Source organism: Bacillus sp. FSL W8-1127, from assembly GCF_038006725.1.
GTDB lineage: Bacteria > Bacillota > Bacilli > Bacillales > DSM-4216 > Bacillus_O > Bacillus_O smithii.
Genome location: NZ_JBBOVU010000001.1, coordinates 647,691 through 664,669 on the forward strand (window position 1 = coordinate 647,691; position 16,979 = coordinate 664,669).

The 16,979-nt window shown below is 41.9% G+C and carries 13 protein-coding genes and 2 pseudogenes; 10 read left to right on the plus strand and 5 right to left on the minus strand.

Translation table 11 applies throughout. From position 1 onward, the window contains the following. Positions 1 to 3: 3 nt before the first annotated feature. Positions 4 to 1,131, minus strand: a pseudogene (locus NST12_RS03050) (IS256 family transposase). A gap of 253 nt (positions 1,132 to 1,384) precedes the next feature. Between NST12_RS03050 and NST12_RS03055 the strand changes: the two are divergent. Continuing rightward, complete coding sequence (locus tag NST12_RS03055) at positions 1,385 to 1,810, plus strand: OsmC family protein (RefSeq protein WP_341100197.1); 426 nt, start codon at positions 1,385 to 1,387, stop codon at positions 1,808 to 1,810. Positions 1,811 to 1,910: 100 nt separating this feature from the next. Here NST12_RS03055 and NST12_RS03060 read toward each other — a convergent pair whose 3' ends face one another. The 3 genes from NST12_RS03060 to NST12_RS03070 form a co-directional block, all read right to left on the minus strand. Then, on the minus strand, positions 1,911 to 3,371 hold the full coding sequence (locus NST12_RS03060) for an aldehyde dehydrogenase family protein (RefSeq protein ID WP_341028487.1): 1,461 nt from the start codon (positions 3,369 to 3,371) through the stop codon (positions 1,911 to 1,913). A gap of 317 nt (positions 3,372 to 3,688) precedes the next feature. Next, a complete protein-coding gene (locus NST12_RS03065) occupies positions 3,689 to 4,858 on the minus strand; it encodes an IS256 family transposase (protein ID WP_341028489.1) in 1,170 nt (389 codons plus the stop codon). A 398-nt stretch (positions 4,859 to 5,256) separates the two neighbouring features. Next, a complete protein-coding gene (locus NST12_RS03070; protein ID WP_341028492.1) occupies positions 5,257 to 5,811 on the minus strand; it encodes a helix-turn-helix domain-containing protein in 555 nt (184 codons plus the stop codon). Positions 5,812 to 6,104: 293 nt separating this feature from the next. On the opposite strand from NST12_RS03070, the gene NST12_RS03075 reads away from it, so the two are divergent. Together NST12_RS03075 and NST12_RS03080 are read left to right on the plus strand one after the other, a co-directional pair. Further along, a complete protein-coding gene (locus tag NST12_RS03075; protein WP_341100199.1) occupies positions 6,105 to 6,413 on the plus strand; it encodes a hypothetical protein in 309 nt (102 codons plus the stop codon). 27 nt (positions 6,414 to 6,440) lie between these two features. Beyond that, positions 6,441 to 8,036 (plus strand): L-lactate permease, encoded by a 1,596-nt coding sequence (locus tag NST12_RS03080; RefSeq protein ID WP_341100201.1) that lies wholly within the window; start codon positions 6,441 to 6,443, stop codon positions 8,034 to 8,036. Positions 8,037 to 8,523: 487 nt separating this feature from the next. Here NST12_RS03080 and NST12_RS03085 read toward each other — a convergent pair. Beyond that, positions 8,524 to 9,174 (minus strand): annotated as a pseudogene (locus NST12_RS03085) (IS256 family transposase); the annotation flags it as partial. Between the two features lie 240 nt (positions 9,175 to 9,414). Between NST12_RS03085 and NST12_RS03090 the strand changes: the two are divergent. The 7 genes from NST12_RS03090 (at position 9,415) to NST12_RS03120 (ending at position 16,915) form a co-directional block, all read left to right on the plus strand. After that, positions 9,415 to 9,843, plus strand: a complete 429-nt coding sequence (locus NST12_RS03090; protein WP_003353872.1) for an acyl-CoA thioesterase — start codon at positions 9,415 to 9,417, stop codon at positions 9,841 to 9,843. Positions 9,844 to 10,086: 243 nt separating this feature from the next. Next, on the plus strand, positions 10,087 to 11,454 hold the full coding sequence (locus NST12_RS03095; RefSeq protein WP_003355652.1) for an ISLre2 family transposase: 1,368 nt from the start codon (positions 10,087 to 10,089) through the stop codon (positions 11,452 to 11,454). Between the two features lie 270 nt (positions 11,455 to 11,724). After that, on the plus strand, positions 11,725 to 12,252 hold the full coding sequence (gene ssuE, locus NST12_RS03100; protein ID WP_048622688.1) for an NADPH-dependent FMN reductase: 528 nt from the start codon (positions 11,725 to 11,727) through the stop codon (positions 12,250 to 12,252). 70 nt (positions 12,253 to 12,322) lie between these two features. Beyond that, complete coding sequence (locus NST12_RS03105) at positions 12,323 to 13,081, plus strand: class I SAM-dependent methyltransferase (RefSeq protein WP_341028503.1); 759 nt, start codon at positions 12,323 to 12,325, stop codon at positions 13,079 to 13,081. A 265-nt stretch (positions 13,082 to 13,346) separates the two neighbouring features. Beyond that, a complete protein-coding gene (locus NST12_RS03110; protein WP_003353868.1) occupies positions 13,347 to 14,099 on the plus strand; it encodes a DeoR/GlpR family DNA-binding transcription regulator in 753 nt (250 codons plus the stop codon). Next, complete coding sequence (pfkB, locus tag NST12_RS03115; protein WP_048622690.1) at positions 14,096 to 15,010, plus strand: 1-phosphofructokinase; 915 nt, start codon at positions 14,096 to 14,098, stop codon at positions 15,008 to 15,010. The genes NST12_RS03110 and pfkB overlap by 4 nt, the downstream gene beginning before the upstream one ends. A gap of 12 nt (positions 15,011 to 15,022) precedes the next feature. Further along, positions 15,023 to 16,915: a PTS fructose transporter subunit IIABC gene (locus NST12_RS03120; protein WP_048622691.1), complete on the plus strand. Its 1,893-nt coding sequence runs from the start codon at positions 15,023 to 15,025 to the stop codon at positions 16,913 to 16,915. Positions 16,916 to 16,979: the final 64 nt, after the last annotated feature.

The window sequence follows — 16,979 nt, forward strand, 5'->3', positions numbered from 1 at the left end:
TGGTTAATTATAACGTTCTTCAAACATTCGTTGAAGGGTTTCATAGGCTTCAGCAAATCCTCGTAATTTTCGTCCTGCCCATTTCTCATTAAAATCTTGGATGGTCAAATACACGACTTTTTCAGCGGCTTCTAAACTACTCAAACTGTTCATCGGCTTTAGACGTTTCCGAATCTCTTTGATCGTTCGTTCAATGGCATTGGTCGTGTAAATCACACTTCGAATACTGCTTGGATAATCCATAAATGTAAGGAGGACATCCAACTCATTGGCCCAAGATTGAACTTCTCTCGGATACTTGTTCGACCATTTCGACTCAAACTGTTGAAACATCTGTAACGCAATCTCCTTATTCGGTGCGCGATAAATCAGTTTGAGATCCTCTGCCACTTCAAATTGATCTTTTTTCCGAACACGATTTAAGGTATTACGTACTTTGTGAACGACACAGCGCTGCACATCGGCTTTCGGATAAACAGCCTTAAAGGCTTCCTCTAGCCCCGGAAGGCCATCAAATACGCCCAGAAGCACTTCCTGTACGCCTCTTTTGTAGAGCTGTTGAAGAATCTCTTGCCACCCATAGGCACTTTCTTGTCCTCCTACGAAGAAGTCGAGAATTTCACGATACCCTTCTTCGTTTACACCTAACACGACATAAATGACCTCTTTTTCTACCGTATCTCGACGAAGTTTCACGTACAACCCATCCAAATATAAGACCGAATAACGCTTGGGTAGTGGACGAGTGTGCCATTTTTCGATATCTTCCTTTACGACATCAAGTAATACGGCTGATCGTCGTAGGAGAATAGGCATTTCCTAGAATTCGTTCGATAAACTTGCCAATTTCCCGTGTACTCATGCCGCTTTGATACATCTTGATGATGGCTTCTTCCAGCCAGCCGGTTTGTCGTTGGCAAGGGGCAAACAGCTGCGTTTGAAATTCTCCATTTCGGTCTCTTGGGACCAAAAGCCCTTCCATCCGGCCATATTGTGTATCTAGATTTCGTTGATAGTAGCCGTTTCTCAATTGGATGTGTCTGACTGTTCGATTTCGAGGAAATTTTTGATTTCTTCCCGCGTAATCAGCTCTAATTTTTCTTTCACAAACTGACGAATGGCATTTTCCAGTTGATTTGCTCAGTCGATATTCGATATACTTTTAGACATAGGTAGGGTTCTCCTTTCTCTGGAATGTTTTTCGTCCAATCAGAGAATACCCTACCTTTTTTCTTTTGAGCTAGTCAAATGCTTTACACAAAATTTTATACATCATCTGTATACGAAAAGATATTTTTTTTTTTGCATTTATTTTTTTGGCAAAGTAAACTGAATAGTAACATCATTTATTTCACCGCTGGAGCAAAAAGAGGAGGAAGAAAAAGTGAAAGCGAAAGTGACGTGGAATGGGCAAATGTCATTTACAGGGATGAGCGCTTCGGGAGTGGAAATCCCGATGGATGCCTCCAAAGAAGCAGGGGGGCAAGATTATGGAGCGAGACCGATGGAATTGATTTTACATGGGCTTGCCGGATGTACGGGAATTGACATTATATCGATCTTGACAAAAATGCGACTTGAGGTTCGTTCGTTTTATATGGAAGTGGAAGGAACCCGTGCGGACGATCATCCGAAACGGTTTACGGATATTCACATTCATTATGTGTTAGAAGGGGATTTGCCAGAGGACAAAGTCGTCCGTGCCATTCAATTGTCTAAAGAGAAGTACTGCTCTGTATCCCATTCGTTAAATGCCAACATTACGGCAAGCTACTCGATTAATGGTGTGAAAGGGGAAAAACAGTTGTAAAAATCCAACAAGTCACGATTCACGCCAATACAAGCGAATTTTAAAAGGGGCTGATTGGAAAGCAATTCTGCTTTTCGGTCGGCCCCTTTTTCTTGGACTACTAAAACGGATAGCGGCGATACTCCTTTTGAACCGATACCCATTTTGTCATCGTAAACTCTTCCACAACCCACGGGTTTCCGAACCGTCCGATACCGCTGGATTTTGTGCCGCCAAACGGGACGGTCGGGCTATCATTGACCGTCTGATCGTTAATATGTGTCATACCGCTTTCAATTTGTAAGGCTAATTGTTCGCCTTCGCTTAAATCTTCGGTGAAAATCGCTGAACTTAAACCATATTCGGTATCGTTCGCCATCGCGATCGCCTCGTCATCGGATTCAGCTTTAATAATGGTCGCGATTGGGGAGAACAATTCGGTTTGTGCCAGTTTGCTGTTATTATCGACATCGACAAATACAGTCGGCGTTAAAATGTTGCCGATTCGCTTTCCTTCGAGCGCCACTTTGGCACCTTCTTTTTTCGCTTCTTCAATGATCGCCAAGGCTTTTTCGATTTGTTTTTCGTTAATCAGCGGACCGATGATCGTTTTCGGATCGCGCGGGTCGCCATACGGAAGCGCTTTCGCCCGTTCGACGAATTTTTCGACAAACTCATCATAATGGTTTTTATGGACAATGATGCGGTTAATAATCATACAAATTTGCCCTTGATGGATAAACTTGCCGAATATTGCTGCGTCAACGGCACGATCCACATTGGCATCAGCAAGAACGACAAACGGGTTGTTACCGCCAAGCTCTAGCGCGACGCGTTTTAACATTCCGCCTGCGATCGCTCCGATATGCTTGCCGACAGCGGTCGAACCAGTAAAACTAATAAGCTGTGAATTCGGATTGGTTAACATATCGTCGCCGATTTCATCGATATCGGTGAGAATGACGTTTAAAACTCCTTTTGGCAATCCGGCATATTCAAAGGCTCTTGCGATGATGGAGCCGCCTGTGAAGCATGTTTGGATATCCGGCTTATGTACGACGCTATTTCCTAACGCAATCGCTGGGGCGATTGTTCTCATCGACAAATTCATTGGAAAGTTAAACGGAGAAATCGATGTGATGACCCCTAATGGCAGGCGATAAATCCGGTTGATTTTTCCTTCTGTTTCCGACGGAATTTCCTTCACTTTTGTCAATTCATCGACCATGTTGATTGCTTCTTCGACAAGCCCAATCGATAAATCGACTTCCACATTCGCCTTAATGATGCTTCCGCCTGTTTCGCGGGCGATCATATCCATAATTGCATCCCGATTGGAACGTAAATATTCCGCCGCTTTGCGGAGCACTTCCTTTTTCTCTTCTGGGGGTGTGTTCGCCCATTCTTTTTGAGCTTGTTTGGCGACGTCAAACGCTTCGGCAAGCTGTTTTTTCGTTGCCAGACGAATGGTTGCAATAACGGAATTGTCATACGGGTTTAAGTTACCATATGTCCGTTCGCTAAGTCCATCGACCCATTCGCCGTTGATGAAACTTTTGTTGAATTGTTCATATCGTTCCATCAGAGACACCTCCTTTGTATACAGTGACAATCCTATTTTTTACACTCATGATTTTTGTTATGCATTACGTTATTCAACCTTTTAGGATAAAACGCGAGTGAATGACAAAAGATTTTTCCGTAGATTCATAGACAATCACGAATAGTTAGAAAAATACGGTACCGTCAAGAATTTTGTGTAATGTAAGATAGATAGGGTATCTCTGAAATGGATTTGGAATGGATAGGGAACCGGTTTCCTTCACACAAGAGACTGAATATTCAGTCTCTTGTGTGGAAAGGGAAAATCCCCTTATTTTGTTTATTTACAATATTTGGTTAACAATAACGTTCTTCAAACATTCGTTGAAGGGCTTCTTGCGCTTCGGCAAATCCTCGCAACTTTCGCCCTGCCCATTTCTCGTTAAAGTCCTGTATCGTCAAATATACGACTTTTTCAGCGGCTTCTAAACTGCTCAAACTGTTCATCGGTTTTAGGCGTTTCCGAATCTCCTTGATCGTTCGTTCGATGGCATTGGTCGTATAAATCACACTTCGAATACTGCTTGGATAGTCCATAAAGGTGAGAAGGACATCCAACTCATTTGCCCAAGATTGGACTTCCCTTGGGTATTTGTGAGACCATTTGGATTGAAACTGTTGAAACATCTCCAATGCGATTTCTTTATTCGGAGAACGATAAATGAGTTTCAGGTCCTCCGCCATTTCGAATTGATCTTTTTTCCGAACACGGCTGAGGGTGTTGCGGACTTTGTGAACGACACAGCGCTGCACATCGGCTTTCGGATACACCGCCTTAAAGGCTTCCTCCAACCCCGGAAGGCCATCGAAGACGCCAAGAAGCACTTCCTTGACGCCTCTTTTGTAGAGCTGTTGGAGAATCTCCTGCCATACATAGGCGCTTTCTTGTCCTCCTACGAAGAAATCAAGAATTTCACGATACCCTTCTTCGTTCACCCCCAATACCACATAAATAACTTCTTTCTCTACCGTATCTCGGCGAAGTTTCACGTACAAGCCGTCCAAATATAAGACCGAATAACGCTTGTGTAGTGGACGAGCGTGCCATTTCTCGATGTCTTCCTTCACGACATCGGTAATCCGGCTGATCGTCGCAGGAGAATAGGTGCTTCCTAGAATTCGTTCGATAAACTTGCCAATTTCCCGTGTACTCATGCCGCTTTGATACATCTTGATGATGGCTTCTTCCAGCCAGCCGGTTTGTCGTTGGCAAGGGGCAAACAGTTGCGTTTGAAATTCTCCATTTCGGTCTCTTGGGACCAAAAGCCCTTCCATCCGGCCATATTGTGTATCTAGATTTCGTTGATAGTAGCCGTTTCTCATATTCGGCGTTCCAGCCTGTTCGATTTCGAGGAAATTTTTGATTTCTTCCCGCATAATCAGTTCTAATTTTTCTTTTACAAACTGACGAATGGCATTTTCCAGTTGATTTGCCCAGTCGACATTCGGTATACTTCTTTTAGACATAGGTAGGGTACTCCTTTCTCTGAAATGTGTTGTGGTCCAAATCAGAGAATACCCTACCTTTTTTCTTTTGTTCTAGCAAAATGCTTTACACAAAATTTTATACATCATCGCAATACCAGTAATCTTTTTCCTTGTCAGGGGATGAGAGATGATAATACTTTTCATTCCCTGACAAGGTCAGCATGCGAAGTGCGGTAAAAAAAGTCTCTATTTTCTGTGTCTAGTTTCTTGACATAACACCATTAGTACAGGATGAGTAAGAACGAAAGAATATCTTTTTGTTTAAGAATACGTAAATGAAACAACCTTTCCTGCAACTGAGTGTTAGGAGATAGTTAAATATTAGTTATTGTAAAAGTAGTTTAGTTTACTATAGTGAATTATTATTTAGAAACCGCTTACAAATATACATTGTTCGAATTAATCACTAGATAATAGTGGCAGTCTTCATGACCTATATTGGTAAAACTATGTTCAATATCTGCTTCATAATACATGGAATCGCCTTCTTCTAAGTCATACGTTTCATTTCCTAATTTTACTCTTAATTTACCCTTAGCTACCGAGATATACTCCTTAACTCCTTTTTTGTGCTTTGGGAAAATTCCTGAAGCTTTTTTATAAGGAATAATATTTAAAATAAATTCGATCCCCCTTGATGGGAAAGAAGGAGATAAAAGATGTCTTTCAAAACCACTATGTTCATCCTTATAAATATATCTTTCCTCCTTTTTTATAACAATCACCTCTTTTCTAGCATCTTCTCCTAATAATTGTGAAAGGGTCATATCTAAACCTTCTGCAATTTGACAAGCCACTTGGATAGTAGGGTTTTTTTCCCCTCTTTCGATTTGCGAAAGCATAGAGCGACTTACTCCACAGCGATCAGATAATTCCTGTAAAGAAAGTGACTTAGATTTTCTAGCTTTTTTAACGTTTTCCCCGAAACTCATGATGAATCCCTCCTGCAATAAGTTCAGTTTGAAAAAAGATATAATATAAATGTTTAAGTTAATCAAAAGGTCGAATGGAAAGTTTCATTATATGGCGGAAAATCAATTTGATACATAACTATATTACACTATAGTGGAATTTTTGTCTTGACTTTCATAGTAATTAGTAATAATATGGAAATATATCCACTATAGTGGAATTTAAACTATGAAAAAAAGTGATATTTATTAATTCTCCAATGTTAACACAAAAAAACTCTAAAAACTATTGTTATCAATAACAATACATAGGGGTGATAAAACTGATCTCGACATTAGTTTTTATTGATGGTGAATTTTATCCTAAAGAACATGCAAAGATTAGTGTTTACGATCATGGATTATTATATGGGACAAGTTTGCGACGTATTCGCAATTTACGAAGAATTAATAACCGTGATTACTTAATTGGCTTGGGGGGTGAAATTGCAGGAGACTGGGAATCTGTTCAATGGTTAACTCGTCATGCGGCACCCCTCGGTTTAAATTATGTATCCACACCCCCTGAACGTATTCTGTTTTCACTATTTGCTAGCGCACAAGCATCTTTAGTGGAATTTTAAGCTCATAAAGAGAAGAGAGTTTTGACGATGAGCATTCAAAACTTTTTTTTTACCTTTTTTCTTATCAAAAAACAAACGTTCAAGAAAGGGTGTGTAGATACAATGCAACTTTTTTTTAACTTTATACTGTCTGTATCACCAATTTTATTAGCTCTAGTTTGTTTGATTTGGCTAAAAATTTCAGGAATGCACACAGCAATATATTCATATTTGTTGGCGGTTATCATATCACTGTTGCCTTTCCATTTTGAAACATCATTAAAAGATTTATTACATTCCTCTATCCAAGGTTTATTGATATCAATTACTGTTATTTATGTTTTGATATTTGGGTTACTTTTATATAACGTATTAAGTGAAAGCCGGGCTATTAACATTATTTCTAACAGATTATCTGTTTTTTGTAGCTCACCGGTAGAACAAGGGTTACTAATTTCCTCAGCATTAGGTCCTTTTCTTGAAGCAACTAGTGGTTTTGGTATCGGAATTGTTATAGCCGCCCCCCTATATCTTTCGTTAGGCTTTCAACCAAGAAAGGCGGCTCTTTTGTCTTTATTGACGCAGTCTGCTGTTCCATGGGGGGCGCTTGCTATTGGAACAGTAATCAACGCTGAATTATCGAGTGTCCCCCTCAATGAACTGGGAAAGTATAGCGCCTTAGTAAGTATTCCTCTTTATTTTTTTTATACAGTAATGGTAGTTATCATTAGTGGAGGGAAGAGAGCTATAAAAAATTACTTTTTAGAGATATTAATTGTTTCAACAACGTTATCATTAACTACATGGTTGATAAGCGCTTATGTTTCAACGGAATTAGCTGGTGTATTAGCAGGATTTACATCCCCTTTATGTTTGATAACTTATTGGAAATTAAAAGAGTTAATTTACAAAAAATTTGCTAAAGAAGTTGCGGTATCAAAATCAACTCTTCTAACAAATAAAAGGGATTTTCTAAAAGCTATTATACCTTACCTTATTTTAACGACTTATATCTTTATATCACATTTTTATTCGTCTTTGAAATTAATCCTTACTAATGTAATGGTGGTTAGATTACCAAAATATAATTTTCATTTAGAACTCTTGTATAGCCCGGGATTTGCATTGTTTTTAGCTTCTATTGTGACCATTGGGATATACCGTTTAAAAATGTTTCAGATCAAATCCTGCATTATTAGAACGACACAACAAGTATATCCAGCAAGTATGGCAACAATCGGATTTGTTGCTATGTCCAGTGTAATGCAACAATCTGGAATGACAGATTTTATCGCGACAAATGTGGCCGCTTTATTGGGTTCTTGGTTTATTATTGCATCTCCTATAATCGGTGCAATCGGTGGATTTATGAGTGGCAGCAACAGTGCTTCTAATGCAATGTTCTCACATTTTCAAAGCACAATGGCAAATAAATTACATAGTTCAGAACTGTTGTATGCTACATCCCAAAATGTTTCAGCATCTAATATGACTATGGCTTCACCATCTAGGGTTGCATTAGTTGCTTCCATTACAAAAAATTCAGGAAATGAGGGACAATTGGTACGAGATATTCTTCCAATATCTCTAACGGCTATGTTGATTATTATTATTTTTATATTATGTTTGAATTTTTTTACATGATTGTTTAGAAATCTTAGTTAAGTCTAAGTTGACATGAAGGACAGGGGACTAAGCAGGGGGATTACAATAAACTCAATGTATATTATATGACTAGTTATAAGAAAGAAATGCCCCCTCTCATGATATTGTGCCGTTGTTGCATTCCTCCTTATGTTTGGTGTTTTGTGTTCACTGTTTATTCTACCAAAGGGGAAGCAACATGGCTCTTTTTCTATTTCCTTTTTACACAATTATATGGACTGGTACTGTCAAGAATTTTGTGTAATGCAAGATAGATAGGGTATCTCTGAAATGAATTTTAGAATAGAGGGGGCTGTTTTCTCCACACAGGAGACTGAATATTCAGTCTCCTGTGTGGAAAGGGAGAATCCCCTTATCTCATTTATTTACATTATTTGGTTAATTGTAACGTTCTTCAAACATTCGTTGAAGAGCTTCATGTGCTTCGGCAAATCCTCGTAACTTTCTTCCTGCCCATTTCTTATTAACCTAGAAGCACTTCCTTGACGCCTCTTTTGTAGAGCTGTTGGAGAATCTCCCGCCATCCATAGGCGCTTTCTTGTCCTCCCACGAAAAAATTGAGAATTTCGCGATACCCTTCTTCATTTACTCCTAACACCACATAAATAACTTCTTTTTCTACCGTATCGCGGCGAAGTTTCACGTACAAGCCGTCCAAATATAAGACCGAATAACGCTTGGGTAGTGGACGAGTGTGCCATTTTCGATATCTTCCTTTACGACATCAGTAATATACGGCTGATCGTCGTAGGAGAATAGGCATTTCCTAGAATTCGTTCGACCCACTTGCCAAATTCCCGTGTACTCATGCCGCTTTGATACATCTTGATGATGGCTTCTTCCAGCCAGCCGGTTTGTCGTTGGTAAGGGGCAAACAGCTGCGTTTGAAATTCTCCATTTCGGTCTCTTGGGACCAAAAGCCCTTCCATCCGGCCATATTGTGTATCTAGATTTCGTTGATAGTAGCCGTTTCTCAATTGGATGTGTCTGACTGTTCGATTTCGAGGAAATTTTTGATTTCTTCCCGCGTAATCAGCTCTAATTTTTCTTTCACAAACTGACGAATCACACTTACCAGTCGATGAGCCCAGTCTACATTCGGTATACTTTTAGACATAGGTAGGGTTCTCCTTTCTCTGGAATGTTTTTCGTCCAATCAGAGAATACCCTACCTTTTTTCTTTTGAGCTAGTCAAATGCTTTACACAAAATTTTATACATCATCTATTTTTGCATCTAAAAATAGTTGTTTTATTCAAAAATGAAGTGGATAAAGGATGGAAAAAGAGACGCTGATTCAAGCCATGTGATATGATAGAAAAAAATGGACGATTTTGACGTAGAAAGGAAATCATGAAATGTATATAGCGGTAAAAGAAATTGAACTATCCTATGCTGACACGGATATGATGGGCGTCATCTATCATGCGAACTATATTAAATGGCTTGAATTGGGAAGGGAAAAGCTCATAAAGGATGTCGGCTTTGACTATTTGGACATGGAAAAAGCGGGGTATTATGCTCCGGTATACAATCTGAATATTACTTATAGAAAATCATTAAAGCTCGGAGATAAAGTGTTTGTTAAGACGTGGGTTGAAAAAAATCAAGGCTTAAAGACAGAATACGGTTTTCAAATCGTAAACGGAGATGGGGAAGTATGTGCGGAAGGAAGTACGACGCACATCGTGGTTCGCAAAGATGAAAAAGGCGAATTCAAGCCTGTTCAATTTAAAAAAGCATTTCCTGATTGGTTTCAAAAATATGAAGAAATAAAGAAAAAATAATAGACAAGCTCTTAAAACACGAAGATTTTTTCTTCTTGCCGGCAAAACGGTGTGAGTAAAATGTTTGTGGGAGAAATTCTTAGAATTCCCCGATGAGGGGGTTGGGAACGTAGGTTCGCAATCCCCCTCATCGGGGCCACCAAGCAAAGCGCGGTAGGATCCCAAGCAGGAAACATGAAAAAAGGACTCTCTCCCTGGTAAGATGATCATTGTTCACACCATCAAACAGGAGGAGAGAGTCCTATGAATATTCAACAACATCTTACCACAAATTCGTTGACATGGAAAGAGATCGAACTTGATTTGTTTCGAGCCTTGCAAAACGCCTTCACCGAGCTGTTTACGGCTCTGTTGGAGGACATCGACCGACAATTGGCGGAAACCCGGGACAAGCGCCGGTACCACTTGAAAGACAAACGACGCACCACGATTCAAACCTTGTTTGGCGAAGTTACCTTTGAGCGAAACTACTATTTAGACCGAGAACAAAACCGTTACACGTTTTTGCTTGATTCCTTTTTAGCGTTTGATGGATCGCAGTCAATCAGCCCTTGTCTAGAAGAAACGGCGATGGGATTGGCTGTGGAGTGCTCTTCCTATCGCAAAGCGGCTCATACGCTTGCCCAGATGGTCGGGTATCCGGTGATGAGCCATGAGACGATCCGCCAGTTGGTGCTCGAGGCTGAAGTTCCGCTGCACTGCCCGGTTGACCAGCGATATGGACGGGTGCTGTTTGTGGAGGCCGATGGACTGTTTGTCTCTCTCCAAGGGAAGGGAAAACGGGCCAAGGAAGACAAAATCCTGACCGTTCACGAAGGATGGAAGCGTAACGGCTCACGGATCGAATTCGTGAATCAGCGCCATTACGTCCATGAAGGCAAGGGGGAGGTGTGGGAAGGCTTCGAGGAATTTTTGATGAACGAATATGCCTATGATCCGTGTCGGGATCTTCTTGTCATCAACGGGGACGGCGCTCCATGGATTACCGCGTGCCGGGAGTATTTCAAAGGACGGGTCTGCTTCCAATTGGATCGATTCCACGTGGCGCGTGAGTTGCGCCAATGCCTCTCGGGCCATCCACGGTGGCAGGCGATTCGGCAAAAGCTGGCGAAGCAGGATGAAGAGAAGCTGCTTGTGGAACTGAACAGCGCCCTCGGCACGCTGGGGGACGAAGCGAAAGAACAACAGCTGGCTGCCTTGATCCACCGGATCGAATCGATGCCGGGATGCATCCGTGATTACCGGGAATGGCTGAAGGAGCAAGGAGTGGACACAACGGGCATGTATCCGATGGGGAGGGCTGAAAGCGTGATGAGCCAGCTGGCGTATCGGGTGAAATACCGCCGCAGTTGGACAGACAAGGGACTCAGGGCGTTTTTCAAGGCAATGATTGCCCGGATGGATGGGATTCGTCTTTTCGGACATCGTTTAGGAGAAGAATCGTCGCATCCGGCGGAGGAAACGGCATCTACCAAACAGACGATCGTGAACAAGGCGAAACAACGCATCCGCCGTCTTCTTCCAGAGGTAACGCGGAATAACGTGCCATATTTACAGCAATCGTCCGGGACTCCGATCTATCATGCCCTGTCTGAATTCAAGGGATGGTAAAAAAAGGTATACATATTCGTCTGTCATGGCAAGGGATGAGAGTCCGAAAGCGCTTACGGATGAAATTCAAAAAAATGGTTCGCTAACCTATGACTTACATCTGTTTTCAGGAATCAAAAAAGTTCCCACAAAGTCTTGACTGACTCGGCAAAACGTCGGCCGGGCCTGTCCTGCTTCAAAGTATGATATAGTAAGAATGCGGGGAAATTAGAAAAAATAACAGGATTGAATATGGCGATTTCATCGTTGTCCAGTAAAGGTGGGAAAAAAATGAAATGCGTGATTTTGGTTGGCAGCCCGCTGCGGCCCAGCCGATCTGATTCGATCGCCGATTTTTTAAAAAACCGTTTAGAATCGATCGGACATCAAGCGGAAGTGATATCCATTCGGGACTTGCCGGCTGAGGATGTTTATTATGCTGATTTTCATAGTACGGCTATCCAACAATATAAGCAAAAAATCGAAGAAGCGGATGGATTCGTCGTGATATCCCCGGTTTACAAAGCATCCATACCGGGTGCATTAAAGGCGTTTATCGATTTGCTGCCAATGGATATTTTAAAGGGAAAATCAGTGTTTCCGATCATGGTAGGAGGAACGATGTCGCACTTGCTGACGATTGAATATGTTCTAAATCCGCTTCTTTCAGTCATCGGGGCCACTCAAATTGCCCGCGGCGTTTACATTCACGACTCGCATGTGCAGATGAAGGAAAATGGAGAAGTCGTCATCGATTTGGATATTCAGGATAGACTGAACAACAGTTTGGCTGATTTTATCAGATTTTCTCCATCATAACCGAAACCTGCCGATATAGGCGGGTTTCTTTTCAAGCAAATACAGAAAAATGAGTGAGGGGGATGGGAACATGACAGATCATTGGAATGTCAAGCTATATGATAACCAACATTCTTTTGTCTCGCAAAATGGGACAGAGTTGATAGACTTGTTGGCTCCGCAAAACGGAGAGCGCATTTTAGATTTGGGGTGTGGAACTGGAGATTTGGCTAATCAACTGTATATGTTAGGGGTGGATGTGATTGGAATAGATTCATCCGGAAACATGATCGAACAAGCACGAAAAAAGTATCCTCATCTTGAATTTCAGCAAGCGAATGCGCTTGATCTTCCTTTTAAGGATGAGTTTGATGCCGTGTTCTCCAACGCCGTTCTTCATTGGATTAAACCGCCGGAACAAGCGCTTGAAGGCATTTACAAAGCGCTGAAAAAAGGAGGCCGATTTGTGGCAGAGTTCGGCGGAAAAGGGAATGTCCAAATGATTGTCAATGCTGCGATTGGAATATTCAGAAAAATGGGAATAAAAAATCCTGATGCGCGCATTCCGTGGTATTATCCAAGTGTCGGCGAGTACACTTTTTTGATGGAGCGATATGGTTTTCGGGTGGCCGCAGCGTTTCATTTTGACAGACCTACTCCTTTATTGGGCAAGGAAGGTCTGCGAAATTGGCTTAAAATGTTTGGAGATCCGATGTTTCAAGATCTGGACGATGAAACAAAAGAAGAGATCATTTTAGATATAGAAGCGCTTTTGAAAGAAAAAATGTTCAAAAACGGTCAATGGATGGCTGATTATAAAAGGATTCGGGTCGTAGGTCTTAAGGAATAGAAGGTTCGTTTTAGGAAGAGTGCTAGGTCTTGGAATAGAGGCTATAATCCACAAAAGCCTTTCGTTCTTTAGCAGTGTGAAAAGGAGGAGAGGCTTTTTTTTATCAAGAAAAATGTCCTTCTTTCTTCCTAAAAGAAATCGTCGATTTTGTGAATAATTTTGATTAAAAATGAAAGAATTTGATAGAAATTTATTGATGTTTGTAATCGGTTCCATTACAATATAAGTGTAGAGAAAAAGAAAGAAAGGATTCAGAGGTGGTTTTGTGCTGACGGAAGAGAGACACCGACTGATTTTGCAAGCGCTTAAAGAAAAAGAAATAGTAAAAATAAGCGAACTTACAGCTTTAACGGATGCTTCCGAGTCTACGATTAGAAGAGATTTGACGTGGCTGGAAGAGAAAAAGTTTTTAAAGCGCATTCATGGGGGCGCGGCTCGACTTCAAGGAAAGTTGACGGAGTTAAGCGTTCCTGAAAAATCATCCAAAAACATTCAAGAAAAAAAGCAAATCGCTCAATATGCGGCAAGCATTGTGGAAGATGGCGATTGTATTTACTTGGATGCCGGCACAACGACGATGCAAATGATTGAATGGTTAGAAGGGAAAGATATTGTTGTTGTGACCAATGGTTTAAATCTTGTCGAACTTCTTTTGAAGAAAGGCATCCGAACCTATTTAATTGGAGGATTTGTCAAGCCGAAGACAAATGCTATGGTTGGCAGAGGGGCCATTGAATCGATTCGACAATATCGTTTTGACAAGGCGTTTATTGGTACGAACGGTGTCCATCCCCAATACGGTCTCACCACACCTGATCCTGAAGAAGCCCAAGTGAAGAAACAGGCAATCGACTTGTCAAGGGAGGCGTATGTACTGGCGGATGAAGAAAAATTTGGCGAAATTTCTTTTTCAAAAATTGCGGAGATAGATGAAGTCATCATCATCACAAATTCTCTTGAGGACGATCAAAAAGTAAGTTTTGCGAATCAAACGATGATAAAGGTTGTGACAACATGATTTATACCATTACATTAAATCCTTCCATAGATTATATCCTGGCAATGGATCGCCTCGAACCGGGGAGTTTGAACCGATCCACTCACGAAACCGTTCTCCCGGGAGGCAAAGGAATCAACGTATCGAGAGTGTTGAAGCGATTAGATATAGACAGTACGGTTTTAGGTTTTGGCGGCGGATTTACAGGACGCTATATTGAGGAATATCTTCGGAAAGAAGGCATTTCTTCCCGCTTGGTTCCTGTAGACGGATTGAGCCGCATTAATGTAAAAATTATGGCTGATCAAGAAACGGAGATCAACGCGAACGGTCCGGATATTCAAAGAGCTGATTTAGAAAAACTTTTACAGACAGTAGCCGGTTTAACAAGCGGCGATGTACTAGTTTTGGCAGGAAGCATTCCGGCTTCCATTCCGAAAACCTTTTATCAAACGATTGCAGAAACGATTCAAGGAAAAGACGTTCGGCTTGTTGTCGATGCTGAGAAAAACTTGTTGGAACCGGTGCTGGATTATCGTCCGTTTCTCATTAAACCGAACCATCATGAACTTGGACAAATATTTCAAGCCACGATCAAGACGGTGGAAGAAGCTGTCTATTATGGAAAGAAGCTGCTTGAGAGAGGCGTGCAGAATGTGATCGTTTCCATGGCTGAACAAGGGTCCGTCCTCTTAAATGAACAAGGCGTTTGGCAGGCGACTGTACCTAAAGGCGAGCTGAAAAGTTCGGTTGGGGCCGGAGATTCTACGGTCGCCGGATTTTTAGCTGGCATAGAGCGCGGCTACAGTCTTGAAAAATCTTTTCAGCTTGCCAATGCTGCAGGAAGCGCGACTGCTTTTTCCATCGGGCTTTGCACGAAAGATCAAGTTGAACAACTTTTTGACCAAGTCAAGGTCAAAAGGATCATGTAGGGGGAATAGGTGATGAAAATAACAGAATTGTTGACAAAAGATACAATTCAACTAAATTTAAAAGCCCATTCCAAAGAAGCCGTGATCGATGAATTAATTGACGTTCTCGATAAAGCTGGAAAATTAAACGATAAGAAGGCTTTTAAACAAGGCATTTTAAAGAGAGAAGAAGAAAGCACAACGGGGATCGGTGAAGGAATTGCCATCCCCCATGCCAAAACGGCCGCGGTAAAAACACCCGCTATTGTGTTCGGAAAATCAGAAAACGGTGTGGACTATGAGTCGCTTGACGGCCAGCCAGCCTATTTATTTTTCATGATTGCCGCGACGGAAGGTGCCAATCAAACCCATTTAGAAGCATTGAGCCGACTGTCCGGCATGTTGATGCATCCTGAGGTGAGGGAAGGGCTGATGCAAGCCAAATCAGCAGACGAGGTCCTCTCTCTTATTGAATCGTTCGACCGTGAAGATGAAGAAGAGCAACAAAAAACGGCTTCTTCTTCCGCTTCGAAAGGGAAAGTATTGGCCGTTACCGCTTGTCCGACGGGTATTGCCCATACGTATATGGCGGCAGATGCTTTAAAATTGAAAGCAAAAGAAATGGGCGTTGATATAAAAGTAGAAACAAACGGATCTGGCGGAGCAAAAAATGTTTTGACTCCGGAAGAAATTGCAGAAGCGCCTGCGATCATTGTTGCGGCGGATACAAAAGTGGACATGGACCGTTTTGACGGAAAGCCGGTGATTGAAGTTCCGGTTGCGGATGGAATTCGTCGTCCTGAAGAGTTGATTGAAAAAGCCATCAAAAAAGATGCACCGATTTATCACGCAAAAAACAGAAAAAATGACGGTCCGGATTCCGGAAAAAATAGCTCAAAGAGGTGGGCAGGTTTTTACAAGCATTTGATGAATGGCGTTTCCAACATGCTTCCATTCGTAGTCGGCGGCGGTATTTTGATTGCAATCTCCTTTATGTTTGGCATTCATTCCGCTGATCCGAAAAGTCCGGAATACAATAAATTTGCCGAAATCATCAATACAATCGGCGGTCAAAACGCGTTTATGTTAATCGTGCCTGTGTTGGCTGGTTTTATTGCGATGAGTATTGCCGATCGTCCTGGATTTGCGCCTGGAATGGTTGGGGGATTGATGGCTTATAATGGGCATGCCGGATTTTTAGGCGGCTTGATTGCCGGATTTTTGGCTGGCTACATCGTTGTAGGCATTAAATATGTATTTAGAAATTTACCGCAGGTGTTTGATGGTTTGAAACCTGTCTTGATCTATCCGCTCTTGGGGGTCTTCTTGACGGGGCTGATTATGTACTTTTTAGTGGAACCGTTAAGCGACGTCAACACCGGATTGCAACATTGGCTGAACGGATTGGGAACAGGCAACTTAATTATTCTGGGACTTATCCTTGGCGCTATGATGGCCATTGACATGGGAGGTCCGATCAACAAAGCGGCTTATACATTTGGACTAGCAATGATTGAAGCGGGAAACTTCTATCCGCATGCAGCCATTATGGCCGGCGGTATGGTGCCTCCGCTCGGGCTTGCCCTTGCAACGACTTTCTTCCGAAATAAATTCACGGATCAAGAAAGAAAAGCTGGTTTTACTTGCTATTTCATGGGAATTTCCTTTATTACAGAAGGTGCCATTCCGTTTGCTGCATCGGATCCACTGCGGGTCATTCCGGCAACGGCGATCGGTTCCGCAGTAGCCGGGGCGCTGACTATGGCTTTTCATATTGGGCTTCCGGCTCCGCATGGCGGAATTTTCGTCTTCCCGGTTGTTCAAGGAAACGTCTTCTTGTATATTCTTGCGATTCTCATCGGTTCGATTGTGACGGCTTTGATTGTGGGATTCTTAAAAAAACCGGTCAAATCGCAAACGAAATAAAACATGTAGTCCCGTGCTGTTAAGGCACGGGGCTTCATTTTTCTATAAACACTTTTCCGATGTG